Genomic DNA, 22,609 nt, shown 5'->3' on the forward strand with positions numbered 1-22,609 from the left:
CACAAGTTTGATGCTTTTCTTGACTCTCTCCAATTTTTGTCCTGTACTTAGGTCGCTTTTACATTGTCAAGAAATTCTTTGAATTCAATCGCTTGCATTTCTAGATCGAAAAAATCAGAAATAATCATTGATTGATCGGGAGGATCAAAATAATAATCTCTAAATATAATTACTTTAATTCTGATTTGCTCGACATTTTTTTGAGCTTGCAACATTTGCGATCTTATTTGCTCGTATAAAGTAATAGCATTAGACTTTATTTTTTCAATTATAGGATTCATAGAACCAGTTCCATCTATACACATTACAATATCCATATAGTATGAAATTGTCGTTACTGAACGCAGTTTTTCTTCATTATTAGTTTGCTTGTTCTCAGAAGAGAATAAATCTTTATCATCCAAGTTAGAATGAATTTTAAGAATATCATTGTGTAATGAACTTGGAATAACTAACAGCAAATCTCCTATTTCTTCCTTTATTTTTCTTATTGAAGCTCGTGCAACAATATATTGATCTTCTGCATTATTTTTTATGTTTTGTGCAATATATTCTTTAGTCAAAGGAAGCATAGTAAATTGGTCTGCTTCTTGATTAATTAAGGAAAGCATTTGTAATTCTTCTAGAGCGTCATCTCGACTTGATTCATCTTCTCCAAAACCAGAGACATCGCCTATATTTTCACGATTAATATTACCTTTCGATATTGCAATTACTAATAATACTTTATAAGAATCTTTGGTTTTAATTTTCCTAATAGTTTCTTCAAAGCAAAAACGAGCAATATCACTTTTACAATTTCCTAATTTTGCTAAAATAGTGTCAACACTTGAACCAAAACTCATTCTAGCAATTGTCCAAACAATAGCTAAAGGAACACCTCCTGTTCTTTGATAAAGTTTTTGTTTTTGTTCTTCAGTGAGAGAAACTTCTTTTTTTTCACATTCCTGTTTAATTAATAATTCTCCATCTTCCCGAGGCATTCCTCTTAAGCGTATTGGATAAGCAACATCAATACGACGACGGGTTGTAACGATTGCTTTAGTAGGTGCTGGAAGCAAGTCTTGTATAAATTCGTTTACCGATTCGTCATCTACCGTTTCAAAATTATCTATAATTAGAAGTGTTCTTTGTTGAGTTAATTCTCTTAAAATCAATTCTAAATTATTCTCTGATTGAGTCTGAATAGTTTTTTCAATACCTAGCGTTATTGCTATAGTCCTACAAATATCATCAAGTGTCTGAATGCTTTGTTTGCGATCAACAATTCCTCTATCTGCTCTTAAAGTATTACGCTTAGCAGAAGTCCAAATAATAGCATCAAAACGATATTCCAAAGATAAATTATGATATTCTCTCAAAAAGTAAAAGCTGACTTCTAATGCTAAAGCACTTTTACCAATTCCTCCAATTCCATCAATAGTGATTACTGAATTAGGAGAGTGAGGGTAAGGACGAAGTTTATTCAAAATTTTAGTTTTTTCCTCTTCTCTGCCAATAAATTTCCCATAGTCGGGTTGTGGTAAATTATGATAAGGTCTAACCTCTTTTTGAGCTAATTTATTCTCTTGTTTTCCTAAGATTTGAATTAAATTGCCTATGGTAAAATCATGTCCAACTTGAACGTTGTCAATCATGATTTGCTCATCAGATGATTGAGACTTATCTGGATTTCTTTCTGGTTTTGGTATATTCATGATTGTCATAAGATATCTAATATTTATTCCATTTTTTGATTTTGTAATTTGAAGAAAAACGAATCGAAAAATCAACTTTCTTCATTGTCTTTATTCTCTATAGATATTTTGCCAAACTTAGCACTTCTTCCAACTTCTATATTTCTTCCAATCACTTGTTTTCCAAGAGGTTGACCCTCATTTTTTATCTCAATGTCATTGATTTCTAATTCTCCTCCAATACGAGCATTGTCCAAAATATTTTGTAATTCGGGATAATCAGGTTTGATTGTTTCTATCAACTCTTGCAACTTTTTTGTAAACAACTCATCTTTTTCCATTTGGCTAACCAATTCTGCTTCAAGCACTTTTTTATTGCCTTCACTGGGATTTTCTTCGGCTCTTTGCAATAAATTATCTGTTCTTTCTGTAACCAGTTTTTCTTGAATAGCTTCACGAGTTGTTTGGATTGCTTCTCCAGTTTTATCAAATGCTATTTCACCAACTTTTTCTCCTACCGTTTCAAAGGCTTTGGGAAAAATTATTGTTGTTATTGCTGTAGCAATTGCAGTCAATGCTGTTTCAAGCATCTTGTCTTTCCTTTAACTATTAATTTGACGACCAGTTTAGCTATAAATTTTGGGTAGTGTCAATAATTTTTTGGACGACAGCAGAAGCATACACGGTGGAGTCGCGAGCAATATATGCAGCGATCGCATCTACATCGTCCAATGCTTTTGGAGACCAGTTTACTGAAGCCATTGACCCAACCGCTTTTCTGCTTCTGCTTGAGAGATTGTCCCTTCGGAGTCTGCTGCTTCCAAACCTTGTCGAACTTTGGTAAGAACGTAAAGATGGTATTGGATTTCCTCAAAAGAGCAATTATCTGGGAGTCGTTCGAGGAGAGAGCGGACGGTTTCTTTCGTTGTTGTCATAACGTGCTGACCAAAGCAGAATCTCTCCCCATTCTATCCCTCGATCGCCCGTCCCGGTTCTATTTTGCACCCCCAATCTTCGTATGGCGAAAAGTCAAAAACAATTGTTCGATCGCATCGTCAAAAACCACTTGATGCAACCACTTATATCGTGCCTCATCCCGCATTATCAGCGCATCTCCCGCATCCAACTCCACCTTAACGGGTTCTCTCGTGCCCCGACGAAAGCGCAATTCCAGAGGAGAGAGAGCAACCGTCGCGATACGTGCTACGCACACGCTGCGCGACCGCATTGTCAAAGTTTTTCGTAGAATCGAGGTGCAGTCCGGGAGGCAGACAATCCCTTGAATTCGCCTCTCCTGTTGTCAGAATAGCAATGGCTTGGTCGCATTGGGGCATCCACGGCTCGAGTCGTCGCAATACCCCATTCAACCAGTCGGGTAACGTGCCGAGATAGTCTCGCGGGGGATTCAACACGGAGCGATCGCTCGGGGGCTTTTCTATCCAACCGTAACATTGTTGGCAATGGTGGCTCGGTAAGTGCGGGGGACTTTGCCAAGGAAAGCGATCGAGATGGTCGCGCAATCGCCGTTGTTGCGTCTTTGTGAGAAATTCTGGAATCCAAATCAAACCCTCAATTAACTCCAGATTGTCGAGAGAGGGTTTGGGGGAAGCGATCTCGATGGGTAAAACTGTCATCTTTAACCTCCAAAAAAATAGGCATTCCTCGCACCTTTGAAAGGACGGGAATGCCTGAATGCCGTCATGTCGAACAATTCAAGGATTAATCTTCGTCCTCCTCATCCTCAAAATCTTCATCATCCTCATCGTCGAAATCCTCGTCATCCTCCTCCTCATCATCGAAGTCTTCATCCTCATCGTCCTCGTCTTCTTCATCGAGGAGATCGTCAATTTCATCCTCATCATCGTCGAGGTCATCGAGATCGTCATCTTCTTCCTCTTGCGCCTTCGCCAATTCGTTGCGACGCTTGAGAGAAGCCGCATTGAACTCGATTAAATCGGCGATCGCATCTTCGGTTCCTTCGGAGATACTGTCGTATAGCAGCACGAGAGCATCGGCAATGACTTCGACGGGATACTTTAACGCATCGGGTTTGCCGAGAATTTTGGGGAAGACTTTCGTATTCCACTCGTTCCAGTCAAAGGAGTGACTGCCGGGCTTTTTCGAGAGTTGTGCTTGGATGTCCTTGCCCAACTTTTCCCGAGCCGCATGACCGACCTTTGTGGCGATGCGATCGTCCCGTTTGGCCAAGCGCACCTTATACTTGCGTTCGATGGCAGAGAGAATGCGTTTGACCAATTCTTCAGCCGTGACGGTTTTGGCAGATTGTGCCTTGGCAGTTCGTGCTTTGGTGGTTTTAGCGCTCCCATTAGTATTGGCTTTGGCAGCGCGAGTGGTTTTTCTGCGAGCAGTTACCATATTCGTTTAAATCCTCTAAATTCCAACACCCTCGCGCTGACAAGCGCGAATTCAAAATTAACTTCAATCCCTTCGAGGGGTCGAAATTGCCTCGTTGAGGCGAGGTAGACACGATCGCGCTTCGCTATCGTGGGGTTTTGGATAGTTGCAATAAAACAATGAGAACGATTGAAGATTGGGATATTTTGGCAGATTTGGGCATTCCTGTCATCGGGTTGGAATGTTCGCCGAGCGATCGCGCTTTTATCTTTGCCGCATTTCAACGGAAAGCGATCGAGCGGAATTTGCCCCTTTATTATTGGAATTCGGGTTATGCTGCCTTGCAAGCGGTTGAGGTTGAAGGGAGACAATACCAACTCTCTCCCACCGAATTGATTCCAAAGGATGGGGATGTCTTGCTGTGGTTATTGGAGGAAGAAAGAACAGGCATTTTTCTCTTGGACGATCTGACCGATTTTACTCAGTTGGAAGCGAAAGAGCTTTCCCGCTTGGAGTCCCAAATTCAGAATATAGGCGATCGCTATCGTTTCTCCCCGACTCCTTGCTATTCGGTCTTGCTGGGGTCTTATCTCCAATTTGGCAACAAGCTGGAAGGATTGGAAATTCTCAAATATGCTTTACCGGATGCGAAGGAAGTGCGGGCGATCGTCGAGGCGTTTTGCCAACAACGAGGGTTAGAAGCAGATTCTCCCGCGTCCCGACAGCGCTTGGCTGTTGCCTGTCGGGGTTTGGCCAGAGGGGCGATCGCTTCGGCATTGCAGCGTTATGTCGCCCTTACTCCCCATCTCGACACCTTATCCGAGGCCATGTTGGAGTACAAAACAAATCGCTTGCGGGGGTTGGGATTGGAGTTCATTGCCGAACCCGACGTGCTGACAGCCGGGGGATTGGACTTGCTGCAACGGTTTTTGACCGAAAAGGTGGTGAAGCTCAACGAACCTTCTGCCCGTCAGTACGGTCTCAGACCCCCTCGAGGGATGCTATTATTAGGACCGCCCGGTACGGGAAAGACTTTAAGTGCGAAACTGGCGGCAAAGGCTTTGGGTTACTCGCTTTTGGCTTTATCGTGGGGCAATGTTTTGGGGTCGGACAATCCCGATCGCACCTTGGCTGGAATTTTAGCAACGGCAGATGCGCTGGATAAGGTTATTTTACTGGCAGATGATTTCGATAAAGGTTTTACCGGGTGGGAAGTGGGAGGGGCTTCGAGGAGGCTTTCCCAGCGCTTGCTGACGTGGATGCAGGAACACGACAGCGATGCGATGCTGGTAGCAACAGTGAATCGCATCCAATTGTTACCTGCTGAGTTAAAGCGTCGGTTTGACGATGGGGGGATATGGTTTGTGGATTTGCCCCAGATGGGAGCCATGTACGAGATTTTCCGAGTCCACTTACAAAAGTATTTTCCCGCTCAGTTTGGAGAGGGACGAGAACCTTGGGGTGATCGGGAGTGGTATCGCTTGCTCAAGGCATATCGGGGGGCGACTCCGGTGGAAATTGCCCGTGCGGTGGAGCGATGTGCGATGGATTTTTATTGCGGGTTGGGGAAGGAGGAACGTATTCGAGGGAATGTGGAGGCGAGGATTGATATTGAAGCATTGCACGGGCAGTTAAATGAGTTTGTCATGGCATCGAAACGGGATGCGGAGGAGTTGCAGGCAATTCGCAATAAGGCGTATTATTGTCGGGCGGCGAGCAGTCCGGATCGATCGCGTTTTGCCCTGTCCGAGCAGGAGTTGTTTGAGTACAGCCCTCACCAGTTTGAGGAGTAATGGCTTACGGTTACACTCTGAAGAGAGCATTGGCTCATATGTGTAGTTTTGTAACAAGTTTTTGTCTGACTGCATAAAAATCGTCAGTCCCTCCAGAGAAGTAAACAGAAACAATTCATCGTTTTTGTCATCTGCCAAACTGAGGGGTTATGTTGCTTTTCTTGAATCTACTGCTCAAACTTTTTACTGCCAAGGGTTCTACTTGCTCAAAAGAGCCTTCTCGACGCTATTTTCAAGCCTTCATTCTCGAACCGATTTTAACCCCGAGCGCCTTGATCGATAATCCCAATGACGGTCAAGATGTGCCAGATCTCGATGCTGTGGATGTTGATGAATTTGTCTTCGCTGGAGTTGAAAATGCGATCGCGCCTCTGGGTGAGGGTTGGGAGGAGATTGATTGGATCGACGAGTTTGATGCGGGAGTCTTTACCGTTGGAGAAACGGGAGAGGTTGGGGTTGAGTTTCTTTTTGATGGGGGTAAATATCGAGGAGAATTGGCAATTTTTAGTTTGCAGAGGATGGACAATTTAGAACCGGGTTCTGAAGAGTTTATCGCTGAAGCTGCACGACGAGCATTTTCTAATACAGAAGAGGGTCATATCGTAATTTCTGACAAGACAGACGGGGCATTATTTACTGGGAATTTGGGAGAAGATAAGAATTGGAATGCTGGGGAATATAAGGGAGAGCAGTTTTTTAAGATGCGATCGGGTGATACTTTTGGCATCATGCTCGTTCCCAATGGAACTGTTGAAGATGTGGTAGACAATCCCAATATTGGCGGCTCAAAAACACCGTTATTTTCCTTAGCAACAGCGAACCCTGAAGATAGCTTGCATTTGGGACAAATTGCCGATGTGGATGGGGAAGGAAATACTTTTGTTATGGAAGATTGGCGGAGCGATCGCGGTACAGATGGCGATTATAATGATTTCATTTTCCGCATTACGGGAGCAACGGGAGAAGCTCCAGACATGGAAGAGTTAATCGATTCAGATATGGATTGGCGCGAGACAGAATTGGGTTACGATATCATCGATTACATTACACCAGATGAGCCAATTAGTCAACCCAAAATCGAAGAATTTCCTGCCGAAGATCAGCCGTTCGTAGGGGTTATTGATACGGGATTTAGCGGTGATAATCCAGATTTAGATTATGAGAATATTGCTTTGGGAACTGACTTTATTGATGGAGATACTAACCCCTTAATTGAAGCCGGAGAAGGCAGCGAACACGGCACTCATGTCTTAGGAATCATTGGTGCAACACAGGATAACGATCTCGGTATTGATGGTATTAATGATGATGCACCATTGTGGGTCGGTCGTGCTGTTGGATCGGGAAAATGGGCGGATTCTTTGACTGAATTTGTAGATGCTGCGAAGGAATCTGGACAACCCAATGTAGTGGTAAATTTGAGTTTAGATTTAACCCAAATTGATGCAGAAGGAAATGTAACGACACGGTATGAATTTACACCCATTGAAAGGGAAGCGATCGAATATGCGCGACAAAACGATGTTTTAATTGTTGTGGCATCAGGAAATGATGGGGGTGTAATGTCGGTTTTAGGACAGGCTTCGCAGGAGTTTGATAATATTATTACCGTGGGTTCTGCGGATGGTTTAGAACGAGCAGAATATTCGAGTTATGGTCGGGGTTTGGATATTTTGGCTGAGGGAGGAACGGTGGAAGAAGGGGTGATTTCGACGGTTGAGGAGGGTATCGGTACAATGTCGGGAACTTCCGTCGCAACAGCAAAAGTAACGGGAGCAATTTCCCAAGTTTGGGCGGCTAATCCAGAGTTAAATTATCGTCAGGTCATTGAGATTATTAAGAATACGGCAACAGATTTAGGAGAAACAGGTTGGGATTTAGAAACAGGTGCAGGTTTATTGAATGCAGTTGCAGCAGTTAGTACAGCGAAAACGACTCAAGGAGAGATATATGAACCGGATAAGTTATTGACTCCGACGAGTTGGACGGGAGAAGGCAAAGTGACACCTCAAGAACGGGCAGTTGATGCAACAGAAAAAATTGGTGATAATCTAGATGATGATTCCAGAGAACCTGCAATTAGCCGCGATGGACAATATATTGTTTTTGAATCTGATGCTTCCAATTTAGTGGCTGGAGATACCAATAAAGCGAAAGATATTTTTGTTTACGATCGCCAATCGAAACAAATTAGTCGGGTTAGTGTCACGGATGAAGGCGATCAAGCCAATGATTACAGTCGGCAATCTTCAATTAGCCAAGATGGACGTTATATTGTCTTTAGTTCTGCTGCTAATAATTTAGTTCCGGATGATTCGAATCGCAGTTCTGATATTTTCTTATACGATCGCAACGAAAATAAAATTACGCGAGTTAGTGTTGGTTATGATAAAAAACAAGCTAATAGTTATAGTCGAAATTCTGCAATGAGCGGCGATGGAAATTTTATCGTTTTTGAATCTAAGGCATCGAATCTTGTTTCTGGAGATGGCAAAGAAAAGGATATTTTTCTTTACGATCGCACTACAAATAAAACAGAACGGATTAGTGTTGCTTCTAACGGAGGAGAAGGAGATGAAGAAAGTATAAATGCTGTCGTCAGTGATGATGGTAATTATGTGGTTTTTGAATCAGAAGCGTCTAATTTAGTTGCAGGAGATAATAATGATGCGATTGATATTTTTATTCGCGATCGCCTCAAAAAGACAACCAAACGAATTTCTGTTAGCAAAAGTGGTGAAGAAGCTGATAACGATTCCGAAACACCTGCTATCACACCGGATGGAAAATATATTGTTTTCGCTTCAGATGCCTCGAACCTCGTGGAGGGGGATGTTGGCGATCATACAGACATTTTCCTTTACAACAATGAAACAGATGATATCAAGCGAATTAGCATTAATGCTTCTGGCGTAGGTGGCAATGACGATAGCGAAACCCCGACGATTAGTGCAGATGGTCGTTACATCACTTTCGCCTCTGATGCAGATAATCTCGTCCCGGGTGATACTAACGAGGAGATGGATATCTTTCGTTACGATGTCCAAACAGGTGCGATCGAAATTGTCAGCATCTCAAACGACGGACAACAAAGCAATAAAAGTAGTGAGGCTCCCAGCATCAGTGGTGACGGTCGCTTTATCACCTATCAAAGTCGTTCCGGACAATTAGTTACGGGTGACACTAACGGTGAAACTGACATTTTTATTCGCGATATGAATGAGAAAGTGACGCTCCAATCGACTTCCGTTGATTTGGGTGCTGCATCATTCAATGTTATCAACCCCAATTTACAACGGGGCGGTCAACTCGATGTCAGTTTCAAAGTTGAGAATACTGGAGTAGACCAATCTAAGCCCTTCCGTGTTGGTTTTTATCTCTTTGAGGAAGCCGATCCAACCAGTCGGGATTGGCTCGTGGGAACTTATGAAATTGATGCGTTAGCAGGTAACAGCGATACAGGAGTCATTAACGCTCAATTTACATTACCTTCCACCATTCATGAAGATTGGGAGCGATTCGATCAATTCTATGTTGGCATGGTTGTTGATGACAGTAATGCCATTCTAGAAACTGATGAAACCAATTCAGCATTATTTGAGCAGGTTGATATTAGCAATCCCGATACAGGAACGACAGAACGAGCCAGTGTTTCTTCTGCGGGAGTAGAAGCCAATGATGGGAGTTACTGGACAACTATTAGTGGTAATGGGCGTTATGTTGTTTTTAACTCCTATGCCGATAATTTAGTCTCTGATGATACGAATGATGCGTTAGACACATTTGTTTATGACCGTGTAACGAAAGAAACCCGACGCATCAGTGTTTCTAGTACCGGAGGTCAGGCAAATGCGGGGACGAATTCACAGTATCGTGGTAGCGGTCGTGGCGACCATGCCATTAGCCATGATGGCAACGTTATTGTATTTAGTTCCAATTCGACCAATCTAGTTTCTGGGGATACGAATAGTCGAAAAGATTTATTTGTCCACTATTTAGGTAGTCAAGAAACTAAGCGTATTAGCGTTGATAATAATGGTCAACAAGTTGATGGGACTGCATCAAACCCTGCAATCAGTGCAGATGGCAAATTTGTTGCCTACGAGTCTTCTGCATCAGAACAAATATTCCCCGGATACCATGCAGGAATTATTATCCACGAACTAGCAACAGGAGACAATTTCCGTCTCAATATCGATACTAATCAACTCGGAGAAAATATTTCCGACTATTCAAATCCCTCTCTGAGTGGTGATGGTAGCCTTCTTGTTTTCTCTGGACAGCTTGGTAGCCGTTCAGCAGAAACAGTAGGGAGCTTTTTGTATAATCGTCAAACGGGTGTAACAACCAAATTGGGAGAAACCAAATCTTGGAATTCTGCGTATGTCGATCCTGTTATCAGTGATGATGGCAAATTTGTAGCTTGGCGTGACACAATCTATGAACTTGCAACCGGGAAAATTGAAACTGTTGGTGGTGATGGTCTGATTACAGACATCAGTGCTGATGGTCGCTACGCAACCTTTAGCTCTAAAAACAACACCTTAGTCGATGGCGATGAATCCAGTTGGCGGGGTGACGAAGATGTTTTCGTTTATGACCGCCTCACGGGAAAAACAACCCTCCTCAGCGTTAATGAACAAGGCATTCATGAAGCAGATGGCGATAGCGAAGCCCCTGCCATCAGTGCTGATGGTAAAGTTGTTGTCTTTGAAGCTGAGAGTAGCGTCAAACTTGTCGATGATGACAAAAATGGTGAAGCCGATATCTACATCCGAGAATGGAAAGATCCAACGTTCGCAACAGGCGCGATCGATCTTACCAGCCAAGCCTTCCAACTCGCTGCCTCTAGCCTGACGGCTGGCGCCCCGAGCCAAGCACAAGTTACCGTTCGTAACAATGGTACGGGGGATGCCGCACCCTTCCGGGTACGCCTCTACCTGTCTACAGATGCCAACATTACCACTCAAGATGTCCCCATTGGCTCGGTAGCTGTGGAAAATCTGGAAACGAATACGAACCGTAACATTGATATACCATTCCAACTGCCAGACCCGAGCGATGACTTCTGGCAGGGTACTGGAACTTACTATGTGGGAGCGATTATTGATGAAGCCAATGTTATCAATGAGACTGACGAAAACAACAATGCTAACCAAGGTAATCTCATTGATTCTCAAGCACTCAATGTCACCATTCCCACTCAAGGCGATCTCTTCAATACTCAGTTCAAAGTCAACAAAACCCAAGTTAACCCCCATGAAAAGGTTGAGGTGAGTTTTGAGATTAAGAATCAGTCAGCCACACCAACCAAACCGACGCGAGTAGGCTTCTATCTGTCTCAAGATGCCAATGTCACCACGGATGATTACTTTATCCATGCTGAAGACCTGGAGATTCTTGCAGGTAACAGCAGCACCGGAACCCGAACCACAACATTCTATCTGCCTTCTGAAGGGTCTGGGGCTTGGAATGGGCCGGGACAGTATTATTTGGGTGCGATCGCAGACGATGGAAATCTACTCAATGAGTCCCAAGAAGGTAACAACGTTACGGTACAGCCGATCGTTTACCAAGGGGCAGTAAATCTGACTGGGACAAGGTTTGAAGTGGCGACGCTGGGTAGCTCAAAACCCTTCAATACAGACTTGTATGCGGGTGAAAGATTCAACGTGAAGTTTTCGGTCTCCAACACCGAGAGCGGCACCACTGGACCTGTTAAGGTTGATTTCTACCTGTCTGAGAATGAATATGTTGTTCCTGCGACCGATGTTTTATTGGGGTCAACCACGATTAACTCCATTCGTGCAAATAGTACATATCATGGCATAGAATGGCTTACGCTCCCAGATGCGAACAATCCTGAATATGCTGGTGGCCATGCGGGATACTATATTGGCATGGTCATTGACCCAGACGAGCAGATTACAGAAACAGATGAGTTTGATAATGGCTTCGGGACGAACGATCGCGGTCAGTCTTTGGATAAAGACCAAGTTATCATCAATCCCGATGCTAAGGATTTAATCGGTACCAACTTCCAAGTTACATCGAGCGCGTTGAATGCGGGTGAGGAGTTTAAGGTTAAATTTGACCTCAAAAATGGGGGAAGTCAAGATACGGGCAAGTTTTTAGTGAGCTTTGAGGTGCGCGATCGCAATGGCTCTCATGTGGTGGGTTTAGGAAGCAAAGAGATTAGTAATCTCCGGGCATTCTCAGATCGCAGCTACACTGAAACCCTAGATTTGCCACCGGGTCGCCTCGATTTCTGGAAAGGTTCTGGGAATTATGACATTCGGATGCGGGTCGATGCGCGGAATGAAGTATCAGAGGTGAGCGAGGCCAACAATACAGTATCCGATCGCGTTTATATCAATATCGTAGAAGGAGCAAGCGACGTTTTCCCGTACTTCTGGGAGTATTTCCAAGCAAATAGCGATTGGCTGGGCGGTGTTGCGGGCAATATTTATTCCCAAGGTAATGGTGTTCTGCGTTGGGATACCCAAAACGGCTATATGCTCTGGAATGGTAAGAAGGTAGCAGGCTATCAAGTGGGGAATGGTGGCAATGGGAACGGTGATGTTACCCCTGATGGCTCCCGCTTATTTAACCTCGGTATTCTTCACGGTCGTCAGGAGAAATCTTACAGTAATGCCACAGCACAAAAGGATGATTTTATCAAGTTTGTTTTGGAGGATTTGAACGGCAATGAGCGCCATTATCTCCAGTGGGCGCTGCGAGATCCTCAAACGGGTGGGGATATTCCTTTGACGAAAGCAGATGTAGAGATTTTGGATTCTAATAAGCGCTATGTTTCGCCCAAGTCGGGTTGGCAACCTGACTCCAACAGTCCGGGGAAATATAGCCTCCTAGGGGGAACATATTATGTGCGAGTGAATCCTCGGCAAGATTTGGATTACAAGCTGGTGATGAACTTGGATTCAGCACAGGACAGGCATTACAAGGCGCGGCGTTTGGGTCATTTAACGGGTCGTCATTCTTTCTATGACTATGTCGGTTCTGGGGATTCTTTTGGGGATTTATATCGCTTTGATGTGGACGAGGATAACAGTTTCTTGCGCTTTTCTGTGACTGACCTCGCAGGGGGACAGGATGTCAATGTGCGGTTACTCGATAGTCGAGAGAAGGAACTTACAACAGGACGCTCCATTTCTGCGGGACGGTATGGGGAAGAACATTTGGATAAGGGAATCTATTATCTCGAAGTGAAGGCGAAAAATGGGTCAAAAACGAACTATAAATTAAATCTGCAACTGGTGGAAGATTTGGGAACGTTTAACGGACGGGAAACCTATCCTCGGGAGTTGCAGGATGGTTACAAGGAGGCTTATTATCGCTTGCGGTTGGAGAATACGACGAATCTCAATGTAGCCTTACGAGAGTTGACTGGGGATGCAGATGTGGAGTTATTGCGGGATACGGGTTTGGGTATTTTGAAAGCTCAACGGGTGAATAGTACCGAGGGAAGCGATCGCTCTGGGACTCAAGATGAATTGAACTATTACGAGAAACTCCCCGCAGGTGACTATCTGGTGAAGGTGAAGTCACGGAGTAATGCGGATGTGGTTGCTTACGATTTGGTGGTGAATGCAAGGGTTTTGGGAGCTCAGAATTTAGGGGTAATTTCTCGTGATTTCTCGGTTAAAGATCAATATATTGGTCACGGACAACCGGAGCATCGTTACGAGTTCAAATTGTCTGGGGATGCTGAGGTAAAATTGGCTTTACAAGCACCTGATAATCATGCAGATATGCGCCATGTTCGCATGAAGTTGTTGGATAGTGCAGGTAATTTAGTTTCGCATTCTCGGGTCGTGCAAACAGACCGTGCTGAGGATTCTGTTGTTTACGATAAGCTCAATTCTGGGGAGAAATATACGCTGGTTGTCACGAAGAATGGTCAGAATGAGACGGATTATGATATTGCGATCGAGCCAACGTTTATCAATCCTGAGCCTGAGTTTCCAGTTGGTAGCGTCGATATGGAAGCATTCTTTGCTTCGGTGAAAGGTCAAAAAGGAATTAAACGCCGAGATACAGATAATTGGCAAGGTCAATGCGTCTCGTTAATTGCTCGTTATGTTCAGGATGTTTTCTTACCAGACGATAAGAAAACTGAAGTAGTAGCCTTTGGTGATGGTAAAGACACAGCAAGTGTTGTTGCTAGTAAATTTAGCCAATATTTTGGAGATTACACCACAGAAGGTTTACCTGAGCGAGGCGCAATTATTTCTTTCCCAGGGCCTTCTCAATATGGACATACCGGGATTGTGATGGAGTCTCGTTATTATGAAGGGCGGCGACAGGTCAGGATCATGGATTCTAATAGCGATCTTTTGGATGAAGATAGTATTGTGATTGAGCATGACTGGTGGATTGATATTGATAATAATGGTTACAATCCATACAACGGCACAAACGGATGGATTAATCCCATTCATGCAAATGGGGATAATACTGGAAATGACAGCACTGGCATTGGGACGATTCGGACAGGTGGGGAGGGGATCGATCCTGATTCGCTTAGTAAGTTTGAAGCAGCAAAAGCAGATGCAATGCAGCGACTTTGGAATGAGAAGAACATTAATGTAGAGGACTTTGGGGAACCATCAGAAATTAAGTGGCTTGCTGTGGCTGATGGTGAAGGATTCTATCAACAATTTGGTGATAATGTGCTGTTGATGATGCAGACAGGCTCAGATAAAGCGTACTGGGTACGGGGTGATAATTATCAGGAATATATGACTGTTATCAATCATCAAACTGATGATTGGTATGAACGACATTTAGGATTCAGCCATTTGGGATTTCCTTGGAATGATGAAACAGACTTTGTATCTTCATCAACTGGCGCAACTGGAATTTGGCAAGGGTTCTCTGGTTTTGGGGGTAAGTCAAGGATTCATAGTTCCTGGACTGAAGAAGGAGAATATCTCGGCTCTGTGGCGACTTGGGGGGCGATCGGTGTTCGTTATAATGAATTAGGGGAAGCCAATAGTGAGTTAGGTGCTCCTAAAACAGCAGAGTGGCATGACGGTGTAACCATTTACGCATCCTTTGAAAAAGGCACTATTGCCTACAATAAACACACTGGAGAATTTGCTATCAATCAGAAGCCACATTGGTTAGAGAAACCAGTGTTTGATGACGAGAAATGGCTTAATGACAAAACAGAACTGACAGAGGATCAGGAGAAGCGTTTTAAGAATGAAATTCTTGAAAGAGACTTTTTCTTGGTCAACAACTATACCTTTTTGAAGGAAGTCGATCAGAGCAAAATCGGAGAACTACACTCTCTATCCGGATTGAATTTGGTAGACAACAATACTCTTGGGAAAGAATTTTTGAATAAAGATGGAACTCTTTTTGAACTCTTTGGCTATCTAGACATATTAAAGAAAAAACTGGGACAGATAAGCCTAACAAAAGCAGGAAATGCTTATGAAAAAATAGGGGAAGCCATCAATAGTTATCCATTTAATGATTCTGTTTTTGAAAGTCGAATTGAGAAAAACGTACAAAAAATTATTGAATCAAATTTACCTGTCCTTAATGAAATAACAGAATACTACAAATCCAAATATTCTTTTGACTTCTTCGATTCCCTGAAAGACACGGCTAATATGGTAATACGGGCAGTTGGTTTGGGCTTGCATTTTTCGCGAATCTTTCTTGAAATAAAAGCGGGTTTTGGAAAATCTGCTCTTGTGTCACTGTTTGAAGATATAGTGGGTGTTCCATTTATATCACAATTAGATATAGATCCTGAGTTCACAAAAGGAATCTATGATAGTTTAAAGTCTCTTTATGAGTCTCGAAATAGTATTCAGGATGCAGTTCTAGGAATAAAAGAAGGTGACTTCAATAAAATGTTTAATGTCACCTCTGATTTGATTCCGTTAGTTGGTGATATTGTTTCTAACTTTCCGAAGAAATTTGAGAAGACTAAAAAGTTTGGCACATTATCTGCTGAATTCATAAAAGCAGTTCAATCCACTGAAGAAGTTGGGGTTCTTCATCGACTATTGAATGATTTGCAAAACATTGAGAGTCAGCATATAACCTCTGATGATATAGACTTTATTTACTGGGCAAGAGTGTACTCTGGTCTTGGTGCTCTAGTTAGCTTAACCAAAACAATGAGTTTAATATTTGAACTCTTTCTTGGTTCTAAAGCGATCGGTGGAACGGGAGTTGGAAAAGTGACTGCGTATCTCGATTCAATAACTAATATTGCCGATTCCGTAAAAGGTTCAGCTTGGGCATTATTTGAACAGTGGAATTCGATGGAGCTACGGAGGCAGAATGCAATTTACTCATATTTGAATGAGTATTATCACTCTTTTGTTGGTATGGAGTATGACATAGTTTCTTATATAGCTAAGGAAGCCACTGCAAGATTATAGAGGTAGGATGGACAATTCCATTTTCCAAAGGATGAGATCGCCATTTTTGAATAGTAGGAGACAGAAAAGCGATCGCATTTTCAATCAATTATCAATGCGATCGCTCTTTCACTCCCCCCAACTCTCCACCGCCCGAATCTCCACCTCCACCGGAATCGGACGAATGAAATATTCCCCCGCCTTCACCATACAATGCCTCAACTGCCCGATCGCCCACTCCGCCAACCCCACCGGACATTCCAACACGATCTCATCGTGAATCGCCGCCACCAACCCCACCTCCGTACCCTGAAATCTCCGCCACGCCAGCGCTAACGCCAACTTCGTCATATCTGCATTCGTCCCCTGCACCGGATGATTGATCGACTCATTTAACCTCGGCTTTTGCCCCTTTCCCCACGATCGCCGCCTTCCCCCTAGAGTGCGACTGTCCCGCCTGCCCCGACTCCACTCCCGACGCACGCGATCGTGATACGCCTTAATCCCCCCATAAGACTCGAAAAACCGCTTGCGAAACGCCGAAGCCTCCGGCAAACCGATCTCGATGCCCTGCTCCTTCGCCGCCGTTGCCCGCAACTTCTTCGCCCCCATCCCGTAAATCAAACCAAAATTAATTGCTTTTCCCAACCGACGCTCCTCTACCGTCACCTCCCCAACTGCCTTACCCAACACCAAAGCTGCCGTCAATCGGTGCAAATCCTCCCCCCGACGATAGGCATCCATCATGCGCCGATCGCCGCTTGCTTTCGCCATAATCCTCAATTCGATTTGGCTGTAATCGGCTTTAATCAGCACCTTTCCGGGCGGGGCGACAAAGCATTGCCGGATTTCAACCGCCCTCGGAATATGCTGCAAATTCGGCTGCTGGCAGCTAAAACGCCCGGATCGGGTACCGAGTTGAAACCAATGGGGATGGATGCGTCCGGTAACGGGGTGGATATGTTCCAACACCCCCTCGGCAAAAGTCGAAATGCGAGCCGACAAGCTGCGATAATCCAATAGGGTTTGAATGACCGGATGCTTCTTCGCTAAAGGGAGCAATTGTTGGGCGCTGGCAGAAGGGACGAGGATATTTTGTGCCGCCAATGCCGCTTTAACCTGCTGGGAAGAGCGGGGATTGATGGTTTCCGTTAACTCCGGCAAGAGAGAAACCTGTTGAGTGAGAGGGCGTTTCAGTTGGCGATCGAGTTGGGTTTTCAATCGTGCCTGCTGCTGCTTGAGGCGATCGCCCATCGCTTCCCATTTCTCCCGATCCAAATACATCCCGTTGAGTTCCATTTGGGCAGTGGCGGGGAGACAGGCAAACTCCAACTTTGCCGTGGGCATTAACTTTGCCCGTTCCAACTTGGCTTTTAAAACGCGGTAGAGGGGTAAGAGAATCGCTGCATCTATTGCCGCATATTGCAGTTGCTTTAAGGTTAAAGTCCCCGAAAAGTCGCTGGTTTGTTCGGTTTTATCCAGAGCAATGCCGAGGAGTTTCATCGCGATCGCCTCTAAAGACAGCCGTTTCTTCAAACCCGCCGTGAGAACCCGATAGGCAAGGTAGGTGTCAAAAAAAGGCGGTTGCAAAGATAGTCCCCTTCGAGTCAGCATCAGCCACTCAAATTTGAGATTGTGACCGATTTTGAGACAGGAAGAACTCAGCAGAGAACGCAAAGGAGCGAGGTCGGTAATGGCAAAGCAGTCGATAACAATTGTCGGACGATCCAACGCCGCCAACTGAATCAGGCGAACTTTGTGGCGATAGGGATCGAGTCCGGTGGTTTCGCAGTCAATGCCAATGAATGGGGCGGATTTCAGAGGCGCGATCGCATCTGCCAATTCATCGGAGCGATCGACCAGTCGGTAATCGGTATGGAGAGAAATGGGAGGACGCAGGCGAGATTTACCTCCCATCATCACTTGGGTTTCCTGCCAAGTGTAGAACGAACAAGGACTGTCCCGACGCGATCGCGCAGCGTGGCTCGAGCCGTATCGGCTGGGTGCATAACGCCGGAGAATATCTCGTTTGGTCAAAAGGGTCATGGGGGATGGGGAAAAAATCGCGTTGTACCCCGATACCAGCGCGATTGCGCTACTTCTGCTGACCGTCACCCTTTAGTTTGCGGAAAGTGTCGTTATCGCAAGCTAAAGGGCTGTATGATAGAAAAGACCAGCTGTTTGAGAACGATGACCGAAATCATCCCCGTTACCCCTTCTACCCTCCTGCAACCGGAACCCATCGATATTATCGAGCGGCTGTTGCAGGATAAGCGATCGCCTAACACTCGCCATGCCTATCAAAAGGATTTGCGAGATTTCTTTAACTTTCTAGCGAGTTCTCCCCCTACCCCAGAGTTAGTGGCGCAGTTTCTTTCTCTGCCTCGCTTTGATGCGATCGCGAAGGTGTTTAAGTATAAAGCATGGTTGATGGATAAGGGGTTGAGCGAGGCGACGGTTAATCGCCGTCTCAGTGCCATTAAATCAATGGTGCGCTTGGCACAAAACTTGGGGAAATGCAGTTGGAGTTTAGACCATATTAAAGGTGAGAAAGTCCGGCAGTATCGCGATACGAGTGGGATTGCCAGACAGGACTTCAAGCGCGTTTTGGAGAACTGCGATCGCTCGACGTTGAAGGGAAAGCGAGATTATGCTCTATTGCGATTACTTTGGGATAATGCCTTACGTCGGGGGGAAATTGCTAAATGCAATATTCAAGATTTCAACGCAGAAAGGCGGACGTTGAAAATTCGCGGCAAGGGAAGGGGGACAGAAGTGGAGGTCATTCATTTGGCGAATTCAACGGTACAGGCGCTTTTAGCGTGGTTGCAGGCAAGGCGAGAATTAAAGGTTAAATCGCCTCTGTTTGTGAGTTTAGATCGCGCTCACAAGGGACATCGATTGACGGGGAGCGCGATTTATGGGATTGTGCAACAGGCTTGTCTGGAGGCGGGGATTTCTAAAAAGATGAGTCCTCACCGCATTCGTCACAGTTCCATTACGGCAGCATTGGATATGACGGATGGGAATGTACGGAAAGCACAGAAGCTATCGCGGCACAGGAATCTCAACACTTTGATGATTTATGATGACAATCGCAATCAAGATCAGTTGGAGTTGAGCGAGTTGCTGGCGAATTTAACATAGAGTCATTTCCGAGCGACGACCAACCAACTCTCCACCGTCACTGGACGCACCGTTCCCCAAAATGCCTCCAAGGGCAAATCTACCAACTCGGCTTCCACTTGCTGCATCCAAGCTCGAAATGCCTCGGCTTTGGGACACTTTGCGTATTTGTGAGAAGCGCTCACCACGGAAACCAAGCGACCTCCAGACGCTAAAAAATAGCGGTAAGCGTATTGGATAATTGCCAGATCCACTCCTCGATTCTCCGGACTAAAACTAAAAGGAGGATTGCTCAAAACTACATCATAAAGGCGCTTTGGCTCGGATTGAAAAACATCCGCACCCACCACAACCAATCCCTGTTGAAAGAGAATTTGCCGAAACCGAGGTTCGATCTCGATCGCCTCCACCCTCGCACCCAGTTCCCGCGCAGCTAACCCCAATCTCCCATCCCCCGCACAGACATCCAAAACCCAATCTCCCGGTTCGATCTCGGCTCGAGAGATTATCTCGCTTACAACCCGTTCGGACGAGGGAAACCAAGAATAGGGCGGGTTTTCCAGTATTCGTGCCATTAAAATATCAACGATTTCCTCGCTCATGCAATCTTTACTCTTTTAACTCAGAAGAACGATCCCTCGGTGGGTGGAAAAATCCCCAAAGCGAGGGAGGGAAGAGGTTGCAGCCATCGCTTACATTGGAAGCAATCGGGAAGGGAACGATCCGCGATCGCATCCATTCCTGAATACCCCAACTTTTTAAAACAATGACTCGCCAACCTCCCCAATGGCTGTTACGCCAAACTTGCTGGTTTCGATTCGGACTGCTGCTCGGGATGGCCGTCTCGGCTTGGAGCAATACTCTGTTTTAAATGAGTTGTTCCAAGTCCGAACCGATGAGGATGGCCGAAATCACTCTTCTTCAAAGTCGTCGAGTTCTTCTAAGTCCTCATCGTCTTCCTCGGAAACTTGACGGATTTTCCGCATTGACTTTCCGTTTTCTTCCTCGGATAACACCTGCACTTTAGCTTCGCCTTCTGCGGCTAAAGCGGGTAGAGGTTCGCTTCCTCCTTCGACAAACCCGGCAATGCTGTTGTGGAGTCCCCAAACCAACTGCTTTCGCTTCGGTGTTCCCAAAAAGAGCTTCGCCAAGTTCTCTAATGATGGAGGCGTAATCGCATGGGTTTTACAGCACCAAGACTTATTCTTGCCTTCACCTTCTTTAATGGCTCTAAATTCCACTTCGAGGACTCCCAAAGAACGCCATCGATCGCTTTTTCCACTATATTCCACCTTGCAATAATCGGCAAAGGTTTTCTCTAAGGCGCGATAGTATTCTTCTCTGGCTGATTTAAACGACCAGAGGGAAACATTCTTAAAGCGCACGACAATCGGCACTTTATGCAAGGGCTGGTTTTTAGGATTCAAAAAGACCAAGGCGTGTTCCGAGCAAACTTCTTGGGTTTTCTTGTCGAGATTGTGACGGCAATCTTCGTACAGTCCGATAAACGTTCCCGCTCGTTCGTTATTTTCTTCGATATCCTTCCAGCGCACGTATTCGGGGACGAAAGCGAGGACGAGGACGCGAATTCTCTCCAGAAATAAGCCCGTCACTTCTTCGGTGAGTTCGACTGTCGTTAATTCTTCTTCTGGCGGTATCGCTTTCCATTCGGCTTTGAGCAGTTGATCGAGAGGAATCAAAATACCTGCGGGTTTGCCATTGATAACAATGCCGTAAGGGAGAGAAGGTTTGCGGATTTCATTGTATTTGGGATCGAGAAGTTCGGAATCGATTGGGAACGATCGCTGCTTTGTAGTTCTAACCATTTCCATGTTATTGCAATATCCCAGTCTGCAAGGCGATAGCCCCCTACAGAAAGCTCTAAAAGATATTTTTCCTGAGTTCTGGAACGGTAAAGTTACGGTCGGTAATAATCCCAATTCCCGAAAGTAGCTAGATGGTCAAAACTCTGAAATAGAAACACATCAATAGCTCAATTGAACTCAGTCTTTCGTTAACTTTATAGAAGTGTTATAATCGATGAATAAAACTGTCTTTTTCGCTCAAACACCAACCTCTGAAACTTCTGCCAATCGTCCTTTAATTAATATTGACATTCGCGGATTGATGGGACAATTTCTAACAGTAGAAGGGTTGGGAATGCTGGGAATATTTCTCTTCTTGCTGCTCCTATCTAAAATGACCGGTCGCAAGGGCAAACTCACATCGGGGCGCTTGGTGGGGACAGGCGATCGCCTCAAAGCTACGAATCTCGCTCTTCAACAAATGAGGCAGAAAAAGTGCCAACCCGTTACTTTATGGAGCGGCACGCCGAACTATTGGCTGGGCAAATCCTTTAAAGGCGCGATCGCGCGGCTGCAAACGCTGTTGGGGGCATCTCCGAGTTTGTGGTTTCCCAATGCCGAACGGGGTATCTTAGTCATTGGCGCACCGGGATCGGGAAAAACGTTTAGCGTTATCGATCGCCTCATCGAAAGTTCGTTTCAGCAGGGATTCAGTACGGTGATTTACGATAAAAAGGGAGATCAGATGAAGTTGCACGCCCCTCTTGCCGCCCGCTACGGTTACGAGGTGAGCGTTTTAGCGCCGGGAGAACCTTATAGTGGGGTCATCAATCCTCTCGATTTCATGCGAGACCCCCAAGATGCAGTCATGGCGGGGCAAATCGGGCGGGTTATTGCCAATAATGCAGACTCGGAACAGGGCAAAAGCAATGAATTTTTCAAGAATGCCGGGGAAATGATGGCTAAAGGACTGGTACAACTTGCAAAATCCAGTCAATATCCAGATTTGGCAATGGTTTACGCCTTCATTCAATTGCCCGATTTCGTCCATCGCCTTGCCCATTCCGTCTATCGTCCCGATGGCCACCCCTTAAAGATGGACAGATGGATTTCAGCTAGTTTCTCTCAACTCCTCAGTGCTAAGGATGCCGAAAAAACCGTTGCAGGCATTAAAGCCACAGCCGAAGCGACTTACAGTGCTTTTATTCAAAAAGATCTGTTGCGGGCGTTTATCGGTCAGAGTACCATTCCCGTGCGCTTGGAGGGCAAGCAAGCCATCTTTTTCAAACTCGATGACAGCCGGCGGGATATTTTGACTCCGCTTTTGGCTGCGGCGCTTCATCTCTGCGTTGTTGGCAATTTAGCGGAAAAACGGCGAACGCCCTTCGTCTACTGGTCTGTCAGACTTGAAAAGCCGAGTAAAATCTGAGAGAATTAGAAGAAAATAC

General features: G+C 45.1%; 14 protein-coding genes and 1 pseudogene. 4 read left to right on the forward strand and 11 right to left on the reverse strand.

The window, feature by feature from the left end:
• Window positions 1-47: 47 nt before the first annotated feature.
• The 7 genes and pseudogenes from AC6RV6_RS28060 to AC6RV6_RS28090 form a co-directional block, all read right to left on the reverse strand.
• Complete coding sequence (locus tag AC6RV6_RS28060) at window positions 48-1,697, reverse strand: AAA family ATPase (protein WP_500244203.1); 1,650 nt, start codon at window positions 1,695-1,697, stop codon at window positions 48-50.
• 71 nt (window positions 1,698-1,768) lie between these two features.
• On the reverse strand, window positions 1,769-2,266 hold the full coding sequence (locus tag AC6RV6_RS28065) for a Fis family transcriptional regulator (RefSeq protein ID WP_500244204.1): 498 nt from the start codon (window positions 2,264-2,266) through the stop codon (window positions 1,769-1,771).
• Window positions 2,267-2,309: 43 nt separating this feature from the next.
• A pseudogene (locus AC6RV6_RS28070) lies at window positions 2,310-2,438 on the reverse strand (type II toxin-antitoxin system RelE/ParE family toxin); the annotation flags it as partial.
• Window positions 2,426-2,611, reverse strand: a complete 186-nt coding sequence (locus AC6RV6_RS28075; protein ID WP_500244205.1) for a hypothetical protein — start codon at window positions 2,609-2,611, stop codon at window positions 2,426-2,428. The pseudogene AC6RV6_RS28070 and the gene AC6RV6_RS28075, both read right to left, overlap by 13 nt.
• Before the next feature lie 59 nt (window positions 2,612-2,670).
• Window positions 2,671-2,844 carry a hypothetical protein gene (locus AC6RV6_RS28080; RefSeq protein WP_500244206.1) on the reverse strand — a complete coding sequence of 58 codons (174 nt, stop codon included), beginning with the start codon at window positions 2,842-2,844 and terminating at the stop codon, window positions 2,671-2,673.
• Window positions 2,810-3,310: a hypothetical protein gene (locus AC6RV6_RS28085; protein ID WP_500244207.1), complete on the reverse strand. Its 501-nt coding sequence runs from the start codon at window positions 3,308-3,310 to the stop codon at window positions 2,810-2,812. Before AC6RV6_RS28085 ends, AC6RV6_RS28080 begins: the two co-directional genes overlap by 35 nt.
• 85 nt (window positions 3,311-3,395) lie before the next feature.
• Window positions 3,396-4,052, reverse strand: coding sequence for a primosomal protein (locus AC6RV6_RS28090; RefSeq protein WP_500244208.1), 657 nt, complete (start codon window positions 4,050-4,052; stop codon window positions 3,396-3,398).
• 158 nt (window positions 4,053-4,210) lie between these two features.
• Between AC6RV6_RS28090 and AC6RV6_RS28095 the strand changes: the two genes are divergently transcribed.
• Complete coding sequence (locus AC6RV6_RS28095; protein WP_500244209.1) at window positions 4,211-5,824, forward strand: ATP-binding protein; 1,614 nt, start codon at window positions 4,211-4,213, stop codon at window positions 5,822-5,824.
• Window positions 5,825-5,973: 149 nt separating this feature from the next.
• Window positions 5,974-16,251 carry a CARDB domain-containing protein gene (locus tag AC6RV6_RS28100; protein WP_500244210.1) on the forward strand — a complete coding sequence of 3,426 codons (10,278 nt, stop codon included), beginning with the start codon at window positions 5,974-5,976 and terminating at the stop codon, window positions 16,249-16,251.
• 108 nt (window positions 16,252-16,359) lie between these two features.
• Here the strand turns inward: AC6RV6_RS28100 and AC6RV6_RS28105 are convergent, their stop codons facing one another.
• Complete coding sequence (locus AC6RV6_RS28105) at window positions 16,360-18,276, reverse strand: DNA polymerase (RefSeq protein WP_500244211.1); 1,917 nt, start codon at window positions 18,274-18,276, stop codon at window positions 16,360-16,362.
• Between the two features lie 144 nt (window positions 18,277-18,420).
• Between AC6RV6_RS28105 and AC6RV6_RS28110 the strand changes: the two genes are divergently transcribed.
• Window positions 18,421-19,377 (forward strand): tyrosine-type recombinase/integrase, encoded by a 957-nt coding sequence (locus AC6RV6_RS28110; protein ID WP_500244212.1) that lies wholly within the window; start codon window positions 18,421-18,423, stop codon window positions 19,375-19,377.
• 2 nt (window positions 19,378-19,379) lie between these two features.
• Here the strand turns inward: AC6RV6_RS28110 and AC6RV6_RS28115 are convergent, their stop codons facing one another.
• Genes AC6RV6_RS28115 through AC6RV6_RS28125 form a run of 3 tightly spaced genes read right to left on the reverse strand, consistent with a single transcriptional unit; the run spans window position 19,380 to window position 21,182 of the window.
• The gene (locus tag AC6RV6_RS28115; protein WP_500244213.1) at window positions 19,380-19,958 is read right to left on the reverse strand and encodes a methyltransferase; all 579 of its coding nucleotides are present in this window, start codon (window positions 19,956-19,958) and stop codon (window positions 19,380-19,382) included.
• Between the two features lie 7 nt (window positions 19,959-19,965).
• Window positions 19,966-20,214 (reverse strand): hypothetical protein, encoded by a 249-nt coding sequence (locus AC6RV6_RS28120; protein WP_500244214.1) that lies wholly within the window; start codon window positions 20,212-20,214, stop codon window positions 19,966-19,968.
• Window positions 20,215-20,267: 53 nt separating this feature from the next.
• Complete coding sequence (locus tag AC6RV6_RS28125; RefSeq protein ID WP_500244215.1) at window positions 20,268-21,182, reverse strand: DUF5895 domain-containing protein; 915 nt, start codon at window positions 21,180-21,182, stop codon at window positions 20,268-20,270.
• 214 nt (window positions 21,183-21,396) lie between these two features.
• Here AC6RV6_RS28125 and AC6RV6_RS28130 point away from each other — a divergent pair, with 214 nt between their 5' ends.
• Window positions 21,397-22,590, forward strand: a complete 1,194-nt coding sequence (locus tag AC6RV6_RS28130; protein ID WP_500244216.1) for a type IV secretory system conjugative DNA transfer family protein — start codon at window positions 21,397-21,399, stop codon at window positions 22,588-22,590.
• Window positions 22,591-22,609 lie beyond the last annotated feature (19 nt).

This window comes from Spirulina sp. LEGE 11439 (assembly GCF_059821285.1).

Bases quoted from the DNA above. Each gene is read 5' to 3' on its own strand.
- AC6RV6_RS28060 (WP_500244203.1), bottom strand. From the start codon at position 1,697: ATGAATATACCAAAACCAGAAAGAAATCCAGATAAGTCTCAATCATCT.
- AC6RV6_RS28065 (WP_500244204.1), bottom strand. From the start codon at position 2,266: ATGCTTGAAACAGCATTGACTGCAATTGCTACAGCAATAACAACAATA.
- AC6RV6_RS28075 (WP_500244205.1), bottom strand. From the start codon at position 2,611: ATGACAACAACGAAAGAAACCGTCCGCTCTCTCCTCGAACGACTCCCA.
- AC6RV6_RS28085 (WP_500244207.1), bottom strand. From the start codon at position 3,310: ATGACAGTTTTACCCATCGAGATCGCTTCCCCCAAACCCTCTCTCGAC.
- AC6RV6_RS28090 (WP_500244208.1), bottom strand. From the start codon at position 4,052: ATGGTAACTGCTCGCAGAAAAACCACTCGCGCTGCCAAAGCCAATACT.
- AC6RV6_RS28095 (WP_500244209.1), top strand. From the start codon at position 4,211: ATGAGAACGATTGAAGATTGGGATATTTTGGCAGATTTGGGCATTCCT.
- AC6RV6_RS28100 (WP_500244210.1), top strand. From the start codon at position 5,974: ATGTTGCTTTTCTTGAATCTACTGCTCAAACTTTTTACTGCCAAGGGT.
- AC6RV6_RS28105 (WP_500244211.1), bottom strand. From the start codon at position 18,276: ATGACCCTTTTGACCAAACGAGATATTCTCCGGCGTTATGCACCCAGC.
- AC6RV6_RS28110 (WP_500244212.1), top strand. From the start codon at position 18,421: ATGACCGAAATCATCCCCGTTACCCCTTCTACCCTCCTGCAACCGGAA.
- AC6RV6_RS28115 (WP_500244213.1), bottom strand. From the start codon at position 19,958: ATGAGCGAGGAAATCGTTGATATTTTAATGGCACGAATACTGGAAAAC.
- AC6RV6_RS28125 (WP_500244215.1), bottom strand. From the start codon at position 21,182: ATGGTTAGAACTACAAAGCAGCGATCGTTCCCAATCGATTCCGAACTT.
- AC6RV6_RS28130 (WP_500244216.1), top strand. From the start codon at position 21,397: ATGAATAAAACTGTCTTTTTCGCTCAAACACCAACCTCTGAAACTTCT.